At 61.2% G+C, this 13,791-nt stretch carries 13 protein-coding genes and 1 pseudogene; 6 read left to right on the plus strand and 8 right to left on the minus strand.

Annotation, left to right across the window (positions count from 1 at the left end; genetic code table 11):
• Nucleotides 1–97: 97 nt before the first annotated feature.
• The 4 genes and pseudogenes from FRZ40_RS35470 to FRZ40_RS35485 form a co-directional block, all read right to left on the minus strand.
• Nucleotides 98–844 (minus strand): hypothetical protein, encoded by a 747-nt coding sequence (locus tag FRZ40_RS35470; protein ID WP_147237300.1) that lies wholly within the window; start codon nucleotides 842–844, stop codon nucleotides 98–100.
• Between the two features lie 328 nt (nucleotides 845–1,172).
• Nucleotides 1,173–1,975, minus strand: a pseudogene (locus tag FRZ40_RS45445) (PDDEXK nuclease domain-containing protein); the annotation flags it as partial.
• A gap of 85 nt (nucleotides 1,976–2,060) precedes the next feature.
• Nucleotides 2,061–2,300, minus strand: a complete 240-nt coding sequence (locus FRZ40_RS35480; RefSeq protein ID WP_147237301.1) for a hypothetical protein — start codon at nucleotides 2,298–2,300, stop codon at nucleotides 2,061–2,063.
• The gene (locus FRZ40_RS35485) at nucleotides 2,300–3,391 is read right to left on the minus strand and encodes a DNA-binding protein (RefSeq protein WP_147237302.1); all 1,092 of its coding nucleotides are present in this window, start codon (nucleotides 3,389–3,391) and stop codon (nucleotides 2,300–2,302) included. The genes FRZ40_RS35480 and FRZ40_RS35485 overlap by 1 nt, the downstream gene beginning before the upstream one ends.
• Nucleotides 3,392–3,566: 175 nt before the next feature.
• Here FRZ40_RS35485 and FRZ40_RS35490 point away from each other — a divergent pair, with 175 nt between their 5' ends.
• Together FRZ40_RS35490 and FRZ40_RS35495 are read left to right on the plus strand one after the other, a co-directional pair.
• On the plus strand, nucleotides 3,567–4,835 hold the full coding sequence (locus FRZ40_RS35490) for a tyrosine-type recombinase/integrase (protein ID WP_147237303.1): 1,269 nt from the start codon (nucleotides 3,567–3,569) through the stop codon (nucleotides 4,833–4,835).
• 134 nt (nucleotides 4,836–4,969) lie between these two features.
• The gene (locus FRZ40_RS35495) at nucleotides 4,970–5,239 is read left to right on the plus strand and encodes a DUF1488 family protein (protein WP_147237304.1); all 270 of its coding nucleotides are present in this window, start codon (nucleotides 4,970–4,972) and stop codon (nucleotides 5,237–5,239) included.
• A 126-nt stretch (nucleotides 5,240–5,365) separates the two neighbouring features.
• On the opposite strand, the gene FRZ40_RS35500 is transcribed toward FRZ40_RS35495, so the two are convergent.
• On the minus strand, nucleotides 5,366–5,644 hold the full coding sequence (locus tag FRZ40_RS35500; RefSeq protein ID WP_147237305.1) for an HU family DNA-binding protein: 279 nt from the start codon (nucleotides 5,642–5,644) through the stop codon (nucleotides 5,366–5,368).
• Between the two features lie 81 nt (nucleotides 5,645–5,725).
• Here FRZ40_RS35500 and FRZ40_RS35505 point away from each other — a divergent pair, with 81 nt between their 5' ends.
• The 4 genes from FRZ40_RS35505 (at nucleotide 5,726) to tnpC (ending at nucleotide 9,106) form a co-directional block, all read left to right on the plus strand.
• On the plus strand, nucleotides 5,726–6,667 hold the full coding sequence (locus FRZ40_RS35505; RefSeq protein ID WP_147237306.1) for an IS5 family transposase: 942 nt from the start codon (nucleotides 5,726–5,728) through the stop codon (nucleotides 6,665–6,667).
• An 85-nt stretch (nucleotides 6,668–6,752) separates the two neighbouring features.
• The gene (tnpA, locus tag FRZ40_RS35510; protein WP_147236890.1) at nucleotides 6,753–7,145 is read left to right on the plus strand and encodes an IS66-like element accessory protein TnpA; all 393 of its coding nucleotides are present in this window, start codon (nucleotides 6,753–6,755) and stop codon (nucleotides 7,143–7,145) included.
• Nucleotides 7,142–7,477 (plus strand): IS66 family insertion sequence element accessory protein TnpB, encoded by a 336-nt coding sequence (tnpB, locus tag FRZ40_RS35515; protein WP_147236891.1) that lies wholly within the window; start codon nucleotides 7,142–7,144, stop codon nucleotides 7,475–7,477. The genes tnpA and tnpB overlap by 4 nt, the downstream gene beginning before the upstream one ends.
• A gap of 63 nt (nucleotides 7,478–7,540) precedes the next feature.
• Complete coding sequence (gene tnpC / locus FRZ40_RS35520) at nucleotides 7,541–9,106, plus strand: IS66 family transposase (protein ID WP_147238466.1); 1,566 nt, start codon at nucleotides 7,541–7,543, stop codon at nucleotides 9,104–9,106.
• Nucleotides 9,107–9,409: 303 nt separating this feature from the next.
• Here the strand turns inward: tnpC and FRZ40_RS35525 are convergent, their stop codons facing one another.
• Genes FRZ40_RS35525 through FRZ40_RS35535 form a run of 3 tightly spaced genes read right to left on the minus strand, consistent with a single transcriptional unit; the run spans nucleotide 9,410 to nucleotide 13,787 of the window.
• Nucleotides 9,410–10,378, minus strand: coding sequence for a DUF6708 domain-containing protein (locus tag FRZ40_RS35525; protein WP_147237307.1), 969 nt, complete (start codon nucleotides 10,376–10,378; stop codon nucleotides 9,410–9,412).
• A gap of 10 nt (nucleotides 10,379–10,388) precedes the next feature.
• A complete protein-coding gene (locus FRZ40_RS35530) occupies nucleotides 10,389–12,947 on the minus strand; it encodes a T6SS effector BTH_I2691 family protein (protein WP_147237308.1) in 2,559 nt (852 codons plus the stop codon).
• A gap of 21 nt (nucleotides 12,948–12,968) precedes the next feature.
• Nucleotides 12,969–13,787, minus strand: coding sequence for a DUF4123 domain-containing protein (locus FRZ40_RS35535; protein WP_147237309.1), 819 nt, complete (start codon nucleotides 13,785–13,787; stop codon nucleotides 12,969–12,971).
• Nucleotides 13,788–13,791 lie beyond the last annotated feature (4 nt).

Consider the following 13,791-nt stretch of genomic DNA (forward strand, 5'->3'; position numbering starts at 1 on the left):
TGCTTTTCATCCCGTGCAGGCTCGGCGAACGCCGATCAACTCTCGACGCCCGAGCGCTCTCTAGCCCAGAACCGATAACGCTCCGGGCGTCCGATCATTATTCGGAAACCTTGAATTTCTCAGAGGTCACCGATGCCGGCTTGTCGTCGGCGGCAACGCTGAATTCGACGCGATAGAGATTGCCGGGCTTTGCGTCGGGAGGAATTGGAATGCGGACAGTATCTGTCACCTCTCCCGCTTCGAAGGTGTGTTGTTCGGTAGTGCTGTGACCAGCGAACAGGACAGGAGCTTCCGCGCCGTCATCGCCGATAACATACAGTTTGCGGTCGACCGTGACGGGATGCTCCGAACCGTCTGGCGTCATCAAGGCAAAAGTACTGTTGACGACCGCGAGCCCACCTGCCTTGACCGGCCCATCGATGGCAACCTTGCTTGCGCGAACTACCACGCCTTGACTGGGCTTGTATTTCAGCTCTTTCTTGACTTTTTCGAACGATTTCGTGTGCTGGATGTTCGATTCAGGCACCCACGACGGATTCTTCTTGTAGCAGGTATCGATCGCAGTGTAATACGCCGTAGCAAACCCCGCGATGCCACCAACCGCAGCGCCGACCGCAGCGCCCTTGAGTGCATCATTCTTCTTGTTGGATACGAGCATGGCCGCAAAGCCAGTCACCGCACCAATGCCCGCGCCCTTTGCGGTCGTCAGAATCTGCTCTTTGCGAACACAAGAATTGAGATCGTCGGTCGCCGATTCTTGAGCGCTCACCTGAGTCGCGAGAAACATCATCCCCGTCGCCGCAGCAACTGTGGCTGCAACGCGTACTTTCATTTTGTTGGTCATGTTTTTCTTTCTTGTCTGCAACACACAATGCAACGCCCTGTGCCAGCGACCACGCGATCGCAGCCACGAACGCTACTCCACCGATTCCGGCCTTTGGCTTCTCTCACCTGCCAGCCGCTACATTCCCGAATGTCGGCCTGATTTTTCTGAACTTTAGCAGTTGATTACAAAAAATGTGCTCCAGGACTACGTATTTTATTTTTCGCGATTCCCGGTCGTCGATGCTTGACAAATTCTCACCATCGTACGGCACAGGACGCAAACGTTTAGCGCGGAGTTTAAGGCTAACAGGATGGGCCAAGTGAGCGATTCCGGTGGGAGGTGAGACCACCCGAAACCAGCTGTCACCGATGCACAACCTTCGCTGTCGTCCGACGAACGCGAAGTCGCCGCCAAGCTCAAGCAGAAAATCCTCGAGCCGATGGATGAGTGCGTCTTCGAGGTCGCTTTCGGAATACTCGTCCTTCAGGTCGAGGAACTCAAGGACATATGGATCCTTGATCGCTTCCTCAGGCGTGACAGCGTCAGCGGGTTTCCCGACGGCGCCCTTTTCGAGCATGGCGCGCTTGTCTCTCGACATCAACGTGCGCGTGTAGAACTGGCTGCCGATCTGGCGTTCGAGCTGTCGCACGCTCCAGCCGCCGCGCAATGCTTCGGCTTCGTAGAACTCGCGCTCTTCGGGCGAACGCGTGCGTCGCATCAGTCGCACGTAATGCGTCCACGACAGCGGGAAGCGCTCAGCGAGTTGCTGGGCCGAAAAATTCCGAACCGGCAATTCGGATTTCGCCTTCGGCGTCGGGCTCGGAGATTTCCGAATCACCGATTCGGAAATCCCGCCCGGCGGATAGCTCTGGTAAAACAGGCGCATCAGTTCCAGATTGTCCGCGCCGAAGCCCCGCCCAAACTGCCGCGTCAGGCCGGCAGACAGCCGCTGCAGGAGTGCCTATCCGTATGCCGCGCGCCCTGTCCGCCCTGCTCCGATTCGACAATCCGGCGTCCGATCAGCCAGTACGTCGCCGTCATCAGTGCGTTGATGCTTCTCGCCGCGGCCCGCCGGCCCTCTTCGAGCAGCGCGACCACGTCACTGAGTGTATTGCTGTATTCGCCTTCGGGGAGAATCACATCCGTCATCTTTGTCTTGTCCACGAGCCTGTTCCAATCGGTCGTCAATGCGAACACCGCGGGCCGACGGGGAAAGGATACGCGATCATGCCCGCTAGAAAAGTCCCTGCCCCATCTCCTCCAGATTCACCCACTTCACGGTGCTCCGGAAGGTACGGCCGTCCTCATCCACCGACTCGATGATCACGCGCTGGCCGCTCGCTTCGGCGATGGCGCGTACGGCCCGCTCGCCGTAGCGCATCAGCGCGCCGATCGGCGGACAGGCTGGCGCCTTGCGCCAGGTTCTCCCTGATCGTGAGGCTTCCCTTTTTCGGGTGCGACTGCTGTCTTCCATCAACCCTGGCTCCGCTTCTTGCGGCGCGCCGCCGTCTTGCCGGTTGGCGCCGAGGCGACCGGCATCTTGCGAGCCACGACCTGTGTCCGTGGCGGACGGCTCACCGCCGGGCGCGTCGCAGTCGGGCGCGCGAGGCCGGTCTTCGCACGGGCTGGAGGGGCAAGGCTGGCCGCCCCGCGCACATCGGCCTGACGTACTGCCGCCAGCTGTGCTTGCAGCGTTGCGTTCGCGGCCTGCACGGCATCGAGCCGCCCCTGCAGGACACCCGCCTGCTGGCGGGCATCACCGAGCTGCGCCTGCAGGGCGTCGAGCGCGCCGCGATAATCCGCCTCGCGCCGGTCGGCCCGTTTCGTCGCCTCATCGAGTTCCTTCTGCAGCTTCGCACCGGCACCCCGCTCGCGGTCGATCTCGAGCAGCGCACGCTTTTCCGACGCACGCAGGCGCTCGTCCGCGCGTTCTGCGCTCTCGCGCAGCTTGTCGAGATCTCGTGAGAAGCCGTCGCGCACGGTCTCCAGTTCACCGTCACGCGCCGCCGCCTCAGCCTTCAGCCGGCTGACTTCGGCCTCGAGCGCCTGACGTGCCGCCCGCCCCTCGGCCTGCGCCTTCTCCAGTTCGCGGACCTCGACCTGGGCGGCGAGCAGCGCGGCGGTGCGCTGCTCGAGCGCCGTTTCGGTGCGGCCCAGTTCGTCGCGCGCCGCCGCGACGCGCTGGCCGGCTGCCGCGCGCTCTTCTTCCACCTCCGCGCGCAGCGCCTCCAGTTCCGCCTGCGCCGAGGCCGTTGCGCGCGTCCACAGCGTGGCAACCAGCTCCCCCGCCGCGGCGCCGAGATCGGCTGGCAGATCCGGATGTTCGATGCGCACTCGGCTCTTTTCGCGCAGCTCCGCCCAGAACTCGCCGAGCACCGCGGCGGGCGTGCCCATGCTGCCGCGCCTGACGAGCTGGTACAGGCGGTTCGCGGTGGGCGTCTGGCCGAAGCGGAAGAACAGCAGCGCGCAGACCTCGCGATAGAGCTCGCGCGTCTTCGGAAACGCCGCCTTCAGGCGGTCGATCTCGGCCGTGAGCCGGGCATCGTCGGAAAGAACGTCGGACATGGATCAGGAATAGCATTTTGATGATAAATAATACAACGTAAAACGTGATAAAACCAACGCATTGTTTATTATAATTTGACATTACGTCTATAATGTCGAAATAGTGGTGCAACAGCCTGTTGCCCAATTGGAAGGGTCAGAGCCTCCTCCTGCGCTCCCGAAAACACTCATCTAGATGCCAACGCCCCCGTCGAATACCGCCGTCACGCTCCACCCCGCCCCGCTCGAGACCCTCGTGGTGCCGGCGGCGCTCGATGGCCGCTCGGGCGCAAACCGCGCGACAGGCGGCGTCGCGCAGATCGCCGCCGCCAACGATCTTGACGCGATCCGCGCGTGGCTCGCGCGGTTTGCCGACAAACCGGCCACCTTCGACAGCTACCGCAAGGAGGCCGAACGGCTGCTGCTCTGGTCGCTGGTGGCACTGGGCAAGCCGCTCTCGTCGCTCACCCACGAGGACTGCCTGCACTACCAGCACTTCCTTGCCGACCCGCAACCGGCGGCGGTCTGGGTCACCGGCGGGGACGCCCACGCCGGCGCTGGGCGCGGCCGCAAGCATCCGCGCGGCGACGCGCGCTGGCGCCCGTTCTATGGCCCGCTGTCGCCCGCCAGCATCCGGCAGGCGACGGTGATCCTCAACGTGCTGTTCTCGTGGCTGGTGCAGGCCGGCTATCTGGCCGGCAATCCGCTCGCGCTCTCGCGCCAGCGCACCCGCAGGGTCGCCCCGCGCATCACCCGCTATCTCGAGCCTGGCCTCTGGCAGGAAGTGAAGGACAGCATCGCAGCGATGCCGCAGGACAGCCCGCGTGTCCGCGCGCACTATCACCGCGTGCGATGGCTGTTCACGCTGCTGTATTTGGGCGGACTGCGCATCGCCGAAGTGGGTGGCAATACGATGGGACAGTTCTTCGTTCGGCGTGATGTCAACGGCACGATGCGCTGGTGGCTGACGGTGCACGGCAAGGGAGACAAGGAACGGCTGGTGCCGGCCACGCGCGAACTGATGACGGAACTGTCCCGCTACCGACAGTCGCTGGGGATGACGGCCCTGCCCTCACCGCATGAGGACACGCCGCTCGTGCTGCCGATCGGGAAGACGGCGGGCAGCACGGCGGAACATCCGGCGGGCGCGACGGCGGGTGACACGTCCCGCCCCTTGACCCGCGCCGCCCTGCATACGATCGTCAAGTCGGTGTTCGCGCAGGCCGCGCAACGGCTGCGCGATCGCGGTGGAGAGGATGCCGCACGCGCCGGGCTGCTTGAGCAGGCCTCGGCCCACTGGCTGCGGCACAGTGCCGGCTCGCATATGGCCGACCGGCAGGTCGATCTGCGACATGTCCGCGACAACTTCGGGCATGCGTCACTGACGACGACCAGTATCTACCTGCATGTCGACGACGATCGCCGGCATCGGGACACCGACGAAAAGCATCGCATCGACTGGTAAAGTGAAGGCTGGCGCGCCCGTCGCCCGGCACGGAGGGAGGCCACCGCTGCAGCATGGCAGCCGGGTAGCAATCGTGCATCAGCCAGTCCCGGCACCTTCCCTCAGGACCTGTCAGAACGCAGCAACGTCAGACCATGGAAATCATCGAACTCGAACCGCAGATCCTCGCGAACCGTCGCGGCGTGGCCTTCCCTGTTGTGCACCGTGGCACCACCGTCGAGTACGTGATCACCCTCGCCGCGCTCGAAGCCTGCTTCTGGCTGGAGTCACGCGCGGACGATGCGCGGATCCTGAAACGTTTCAACGACGGGTATCGCCGCATCCGCGCGATCGCCGAACGAAGGTTGCTGGCGCATCCAGCGACGAGGCTTGAACTTACCCTGGAGGACTTCGTCCGTCCGTAAAGCAGCCCTTCGCGCGAACGGAACACCCCGCCGCGTTTCGCCGTTCCCGGCTCCCGGCTCCCGTCGCCCTGACGGCGCGCGTGCACGCGCACCGCGGCCCAACACTATCGCTGGCTGGCCGGCACCTTACGCGGCATTGACAGCGTCCTTGAACGCCTTGCCCGCGGTGAACTTGACGGTCTTCGCTGCAGGAATCGTGATCGTTTCGCCCGTCGACGGGTTGCGGCCCGCACGCTCGGCACGCGCGCCCGTGGAAAACGAGCCGAAGCCCACCAGTTGCACCGTCTCGCCACGCGTGACGGCGGCCGTCACCGTCTGCAGGATGGCATCAAGAGCTTCGGCCGTTCTGGACTTGCTTTCGCCCGTGCTGGCTGCGATGGCGTCAATGAGTTCCTGTCTGTTCATGTAAGGGAATCTCTGCAAAAGTCCTGGCATTGACGTGAGCTTGGACTATCCTGGGATCAGGAGAATTCATGGAGTGGCGTGATGACACAACTTGGTCTTGGTCTGGATCTGTCAACGAAGCGCACTCGCAAGCGCGAGTTTCTCGATGAGATGACGCGCGTGGTGCCGTGGCAGAAGCTGATTGCGCTCATCGAACCGCACTATCCGAAAGGCAAGACCGGCCGCCCACCGTTCCCAGTCGCAACGATGTTGCGCATTCACTTCATGCAGCAATGGTTCAGTCTCTCGGACCCGGCGATGGAGGAGGCGCTGCACGACATCCCGCTGTATCGGGAGTTTGCGCTGCTGGGCACGGGTATGACGCGGCTGCCTGACGAGAGCACGATCCTGCGATTCCGGCACCTGCTTGAGGCCCATGAGCTGTCGGCCAGAATGCTGGCGACGGTCAACGAGATCCTGCAGGCGAAGGGCCTGATGCTCAAGGTGGGCTCGGCGGTCGACGCAACGCTGATTTCGGCACCCAGTTCGACGAAGAAGGCTGGCACGCGAGACCCCGAGATGAGCCAGACGCAAAAGGGCGGCAGCTGGTACTTCGGTATGAAGGCGCACATCGGAGTCGATGTGGAGTCGGGGCTGGTGCATACCGTGAAGTGCACGCCGGCGAATGTTCACGACATCACGGTGGCGCATGAGCTGTTGCACGGCGACGAGCAGGTTGCGTTTGCCGATGCGGGCTACGTGGGCATCGAGAAGCGGGGCGAAACGGGGGCGGTCCAGTGGCACGTGGCGATGAGGCCGAGCAAGCGAAGAAAGCTGGACAAAAGCAAGCGGCTCGACAGAATCTACGAGAAAGTCGAGCGGCTCAAGGCGGGCGTGCGGGCGAAGGTTGAGCACCCGTTTCGGGTGCTCAAATGTCAGTTCGGCTATCTGAAGGCGCGGTATCGGGGACTGGCGAAAAACACGGCGCAGATCGAAACGCAGTTCGCGCTGATCAATCTCTGGCTGGCTCGCGGGGTGCTGTAAGCGTCCGGTGAAGTCAGGTTGAGGTTCGTGGCCTGCGCATAGGAGCATCGTGTCCATCATAAAGCGTGATGGAGACGTGTACACGATGGCTGACGACGATCGGATTGATGATGGAGTGGTGCCGGCAATAGAGCGTCGCAAACACAGCCGGGAATTCAAGGAGATGGTGGTGCGCGCGGCGCTGCAACCGCACGTGTCGATTGCAGCGGTGGCGCTGCATTACCGCCTGAACGCAAACCTGCTGCGCCGATGGGTGGTGGCAGCGCGACAGCGTGCGGGCGACCATCCGGCGCCGGATGAAGCGCAGCCGCCATCGACGGCGGCATTCGTGCCACTACAACTGCAAGCACCAGTTGCTGCAACTGATCGGGGCGAGATCCGCATCGAGATTCGTCGCGGTGCTGCCACGATTACGCTCTACTGGCCGGTGTCGGCGGCCGATGATTGCGCGGCCTGGCTACAGGGGTGGTTGCGATGATTCGCATCGACGCGATCTGGCTGGCAACTGAGCCGGTTGACATGCGTGCGGGCGCCGATACGCTGCTCGCACGCGTGGTCAAGGTATTCGGCGCGGCGCGCCCGCACCATGCCTATCTGTTTGCCAACCGACATGCGACGCGAATGAAGGTGCTGGTCTACGACGGCCTGGGAATCTGGCTGGCCACGCGGCGCCTGAATCGCGGGCGGTTTATATGGAGCAACGGCGAGCAGTCCGTTGCATTGCCGCTGAATCAGGAACAGTTACGGGCACTGGTCACGGGGCTGCCGTGGCGGACACTGGCAAGCGATCACGCCATTACCGTGGTGTGAGGCCAACGCGCACGTAAACAGTTTCGCTTCCTGATGCGTGGCGTGTCTGGCAGACTCAGTGTCATGGATCTGCCCGTCGATCTCGCCACGCTTAGCCCCGACCAGCTTCGCATCCTGGCCGCGCAACTGGTCGTCCAGCTTGCCGACAGGGAACGCGAGGTCGGTGAGAAGGAACGGGAGCTGCAGTACCGGCAAACCCGCATCGACCAGCTCACGCATGAACTCTCAGTCATCAAACGGCAACAGTTCGGCAAGCGCAGCGAGCAGCTTAATACGGAACAGATGAGCCTGCTCGACGAGGCGATCGATACGGATCTGGCCGCGATCGAGGCCGAGCTCGAGCAGCTTCAGCCAGATACGCCCGAACGCAAATCACGGCAGCAACGTGCGCGACGCGCACCATTGCCGGCGCATCTGCCGCGCACCGACATTCATCACGACCCGGATACCACGACATGTCACTGCGGCTGCGAGCTCGAGCGCATTGGCGAAGACATCAGCGAGAAGCTTGACTACACGCCAGGCGTGTTCACAGTCGAGCGACATATCCGCGGCAAGTGGGTGTGCCGTCAATGCGAGACGCTGACACAGAAACCCGTGCCCGCGCACATCATCGACAAGGGCATCCCGACGGCCGCGCTGTTGGCCTGGGTGCTGGTATCGAAGTTCGCCGATCATCTGCCGCTGTACCGGCTAGAGCGCATCTGCGCCCGCGCAGGACTGGCGATCCCTCAGTCGACGCTGGGCGACTGGGTGGGCGTGTGCGGCGTGCGACTGCAGCCGCTGGTCGATGCACTGCGCGAACAGATCTTGCGTCAGGGTGTGCTGCATGCGGATGAAACGCCTGTGCAGATGCTCAGTCCGGGCAAAGGCAAGACACATCGTGCGTATCTGTGGGCGTATGCCACGACGCAATACGCGTCGCTTAAGGCGGTCGTGTATGAGTTCGCCGACAGCCGCGCTGGCGAGCATGCGCGCGCCTTCCTGGGTGACTGGCAGGGCAAGCTGGTGTGCGACGACTATAGCGGCTACAAGAACAGTTTTACCCGGGGCATCACGGAGATCGGCTGTGCCGCGCATGCGCGACGCAAGTTCTTCGAGCTGCATGCAAACCATCAGAGCGAGATCGCCGGGCAGGCATTGAAATACTTCGGCACGCTATACGAAATCGAACGGGAAGCCGCGGTGCTTGATCCCGATGCACGGCGTGCGCTGCGGCAGAGCCGTTCGAGACCGGTGATGGATGCGTTGCATGGGTGGATGAGCGCGCAGCGGTGCCTGGTTCCGGAGGCTTCAGGAATTGCGAAAGCCCTGGACTACAACCTCAATCGCTGGGCGGCGCTCACGCGCTATCTCGACGATGGGCACGTACCCATTGATAACAACTGGGTTGAGAACCAGATCCGTCCCTGGGCGACGGGGAGGAAGAACTGGTTGTTCGCGGGCTCGCTTCGCGCCGGCGAACGTGCCGCTGCCATCATGAGCCTGATCCGCTCGGCACAATTGAACGGGCACGATCCGCTCGCCTATCTGAAGGACGTGCTCACGCGCCTGCCCACACATCGCGCTTCCGACGTCGAACGGTTGCTTCCTCACTGCTGGGCTCCCGCATTGCCCGATCGCAGCTAGCCAGCTCGCTCCCGTGCCTTCACCGGGCGCTTACGGGGTGCTCGGTAAAGCGAAATGAAGGGCGAAGACGCCCCCCAAAGGCGCAGCGTCCATGCGCAAGATGCGACCGGCATCGGTTCAACACAGCGTGAATGAGGACGCGAATTCCACTGCGCGCGTGCCAGTTAAAGATCCCAGGCAGAAAACGGGTTGTTCAGACCTTCCTAAGAAGCTTTCTCCGTGTGAGGGTCCCGCGCATCACGGGACGAGCGGACACCCTAACGGACAGACGCGACGGGTGCATAGGATGGCATCCGTCGCCGGTCACACTTCCGCTACCACCGTTGGCCGGACGTTGTCGCATGCTGCCTCGACGTCCTCCGGCCATATCGGCTCACGACAAGTCAGCTGTGCAATGTAGTGAAGCACGGACAGCAAAAAAACCGGGACGCTGAGTACGAGAGAAAAAATGCGGAGTCCCGCGTTAACGCCGCCAATGTCGCGAAGTGCGTAAAACCATATACTCATCGACGCTCGAAGAGAGGGGCCGCGCGGCAGATACTTTTTCACAGGTGGCAGCGAATCCGGACCGCTTTCCATATAGCGGCGAATGAACTCGAAGTTGGCCTGGACCTGATAAAGCACCTGTTTGCCGTAGCGGGTGGACTCTTTCGCCCCATTGACTGTCCGCAGCCCAAAGCTGAACGTGTCGACGATTTTCTTGCCGGAGTCGTCAAGAACGAAACAGCGCATCAGAGTGGGGGCTCCGCCAAACGTGGCATTGGAGGGCTGACGGTGTACAAAGAAGAATGCCTTATCCCAAGGAACGGCGATGACACCGCCCGGGCCGTTGCGTCGAAACGCGTACACCATGCGAGTCTTGCGGTTGAACCGCACAGATTTGTGCCGGTAGTTGAAGCAGTCGCGCAGGAGAAGCACTATCGTGAACGCACAGCAGAGCACTCCCACCACCGCAAGGACCCACATCCCGATGCTGAAGGCGCCTTGCTCACCGTTCCTGACCATAGCCGGGTTCATCTCTACAGCGCCCTGTATCGCAGTGACTGTGAAAAATATGAACGCGGGGAAACCAATCAGGAAGGCAAGCAGACACCATCCAATCTGCGAATATGAGCCGTCACAAACTTCCAGGTACACATCGTTCATGCCGAACACGGTATTGGCGTCAGCAACCTCGTCCGCGACCGGTTTGCGGACATCTATGCGCCGTGCGGCTTCATCCTCGTCAACCGGGCGATTCAACGCAACCCGGGTCATGTGGTCATACGCCATATCTTCTCGCTTACGATGTCAGAGCTTCAAACTGCTTTCGTTCATCCTGCTCGGAGAACTTTTCCTCTCCCGTACCGAAGATGCACTTGCTCAACCATTCATTGATTTCTCGGTGCTTCTTCCATGCTATCAGTACGCCGATGACAATCAGGATAAGGATAAGCGGGAATATCAGGAACGTGGCACCGGCGATGGTGACGATACACAAAAGAATACTCGCGGCCATGGACCCCAAATATAGCCATGCCAGCATGCCATGGCCCGCTTTGCTCTCCGCCTGATACTGTTTGAAGTCATACCACGCTCCAACCAGACCCGCGGCAGCGCCAACGACCCGCCCGGCAACTTCGAGGAAGGGTCCATATTTCGCCATGATGGACGAGAAGCGCAACTCCAGCTCGCCGAGCGCTTTCATGGCATTGCCAACCGTCTGCGTGGACGCAGCGCAGGTCGAAACGATAGCGGCTATGAACTTGTCGTGAGTTTCCTTGCGGTTAAGGGCACTCGACTTTTCCAGCTCCTTGCTTGCAAGCATCCAGTTGACCGCGTTGAAAATGACGCCAATCACGCCGTATCCGACCTCGCCTTGGGTGATTGCGCGGAACTTCGGAAGAAAGCTTTCATTGATATTTTCTTCCGTCAGTACCGCGCGGACACCCGGAGCAAAGATTGCCGCCCCGCGGCCACGGAGGGACGTTGCGCCCGACGACGCGCCGACAGCTTCAGTGGCATCGAACACGATAAACTGCGGAACCCTGATGGGGCCATCTTTGGGAGACGAAGCCTGAAAGGATTTGCGGAGGTTGGCGTTGAGCGAGCCTAGACTTGGACGTTTATTCGCGGGCATCTGCTCGTACATCTGTCGCGCCATGTAGGAAATCCACTGGTTCACTGTTCTTTCGACGGGCTTGTAGATAATGGTCGTGTGCGTACGAAGACACATGCACGCAGTGAAAACACAAACACTTGCTACGTCGCCAGCCTTGGCTACGAAGTTGGCAACCGGCCCTCCCACCTCATGCAGTATTCGCGCTACCGCCTTGTCCGCCCGGGCGACAAGGCCCCCGCCTTTTTCCTCGAGCACGCTGTTTGCCGCGTTGTTCGATTCAATCATTTTCGCAAGCGGCTCGCGCAGCTCCAGCAGCGGAAACCCGGCGGCCTCCTTCGCCTTCTCGGCCGTCGGGCCGTGGTTCAATATCAATGACCGTAGTAGCGGATTGTGCCGGTCCTTCACATCTCCTTTCGCCCACTCGATAACTAGGTCAAGAATAATTTTTCTATCAGCTGAGCCTGCAATGCAGGCATGGAACAACTCGGCATAATTGATACCCCGAACAGGGTCAAGCTCATGATAGTCCCACGCAAAGACTGTCTTCATGCCAGTCTTCAGCCACGCCGCGTGGTCCTCCGCCAACGGGTTGAGCGTACTGTTCTCAAGCTGCTGGAGCTGCGAGGCCATGTCACTTCGGAATTGCTTGACCGCATTGACGCTGTACGACTCCGCATACGGCTCCCAGGCGGATTCCCTCGCCGACGCCATCTCACGGTCCTTCTGCTCGTCGATAGACTTGATTTCTTTTTCATAGCGCTTGCCGCCATCGAAAATTGAGTAGAGAGCGTAAGTCTCCGCCGCCTGCCCTTTCAATTGCTCAGCCGCGACGTTCTCGTCTTCCTCCGCACCTTCTTCGACGGCGTCCTTGAGTCCGTCGATAGCACTGGCAGTCCACATCTTGCGTTGATAGGGTTTGAGCGCAGCACCGTACGCGACGATATGCTCCGCGTTCAGCTCCTGCGTGATGCCGGCAGAGTCCCACAGCGCAAAGAAGACACCGTCTCCCTTTTCGTGTGCATCCATGAGCTGCTTCAGACCGCTCGCCTCGCTTGCGCGACTTTTAGAGGCGAACGGCGAGACAAGTGCTGAAACGTCTACACCGCTTTTGTATTCAAGAACGTACTCAGAAACGTGAGCAATGGTCTGGGCATGCTTCTGCGAATGGTTACCGCCCGCCCATCCCGCTGCATCAAAGAGCTGCATCCGGTGGTCCCTGCAACCATTTTCGTTCGCTTCATAGCGTTTGCGCACAGCGGCAGTCCAGCGCACGTCACTGAAAGCCAGATAGACCTTGCCGGCTTTCTGCGGATGATCGATGCTGATGCACTGTGCGAGTTCCTTGTGCCCGGTCTGCTGACAGTTGAATCCCTTTTCCTGAGTTTCGGGCAAGTCGACGTCGAGTGGGTAGTTGAAGACGTAGCCCTCTGACGTCACCCCATAGATTTGCCACTTGTTTTGCGAAAAGTAGTAGACGTGGATGAAGCCTTTACGCACCGTGCGCAGGAAGTAGGTCGCCTTCTTCGTGCCCACGCTTGTGACGCCGTTACCAAAGGGTCCGTTTGGCAATGCAAGCCCCGTGGCCGCGCCGAGATTGTGAGCATTGGTTGCGGCAGCTGCCGCATACCGTACCGGCAGAATGAGAAGACCATGCTTCTCGCACATATTGCAGGACTTCTGGCACGCTGCATTGGCTTTGGCGTTGGCCGAGGCAGCCTGGACCTTTGGAATGGCACCCATCTTTGCTCTCTCTGATTTGCGTTATCTGTTGTTCTGCCACGCGTACCGCGCCACTTCCTGGGCAATCACGGCCCAGTTCTCGTCAGTCCACTGGGCGGTGATTTCCGAGTACGACGACGTCTGACCCGGCTGAAGCGCGGCGGCCACATCAGGATGTCGGTCGAAATTCGGTGACACAAGCAAGCCCTGCACCGCAAACACCGCCAGGTCCTCGCCCGCGAGGTGATATTGGGCTCCCTTCGTGAACAGGGCGTCGAGCTGGCGAGAGGTCCGTTCATCAACTGGCTCCCCAACGTCGCGTATGGACTTCAGCGCCTGCTCGATGAGATGCAGGCGGCGCAGCGTTGCCCACTGGGCAGTGGATAGCGACAGGCGTTCGGCAGGAGCGACCGCTGGGCGTTCCATCGCCAGCCACCCATTGCCAGAGTAGTGGCGCCAGCGCTGCACCGGTCCGAGCATGAGCGACAATTGCTCCGGTTGGAGCACCCATCCAAGGTTGCGAACTACGCGAGGGTCGTAGAACCGGAATACAGAATGCCCTCCGTCTTCACGCGGCAGTGCAATCATGTCGCTAATGTGCGTCATCAAGGTCTCAGCGCTTGCATCAGTCTCAAGCAGCGCGCAGACGCGCGGTGGTAAGCCGCTCTGTTTGTCACGTGCCGCAATGACCTCGATAGACGGCAGTTGCTGTTCAGGGTGCTCCACCGAGTAAAGCATTGGCATCACACCTTTGAGTTCCGGCATCGCAGCCGGGACAATCTCGCCGACTTCGTACATCCGCGGCGCCGTGCCAAGGTCAACGCTGCCATTGTCGGGCTCGACAATCAGGTACTGGTCCATGGGT

Origin of the sequence: Paraburkholderia azotifigens, from assembly GCF_007995085.1 — a bacterium.
GTDB classification, from domain to species: Bacteria; Pseudomonadota; Gammaproteobacteria; order Burkholderiales; family Burkholderiaceae; genus Paraburkholderia; species Paraburkholderia azotifigens.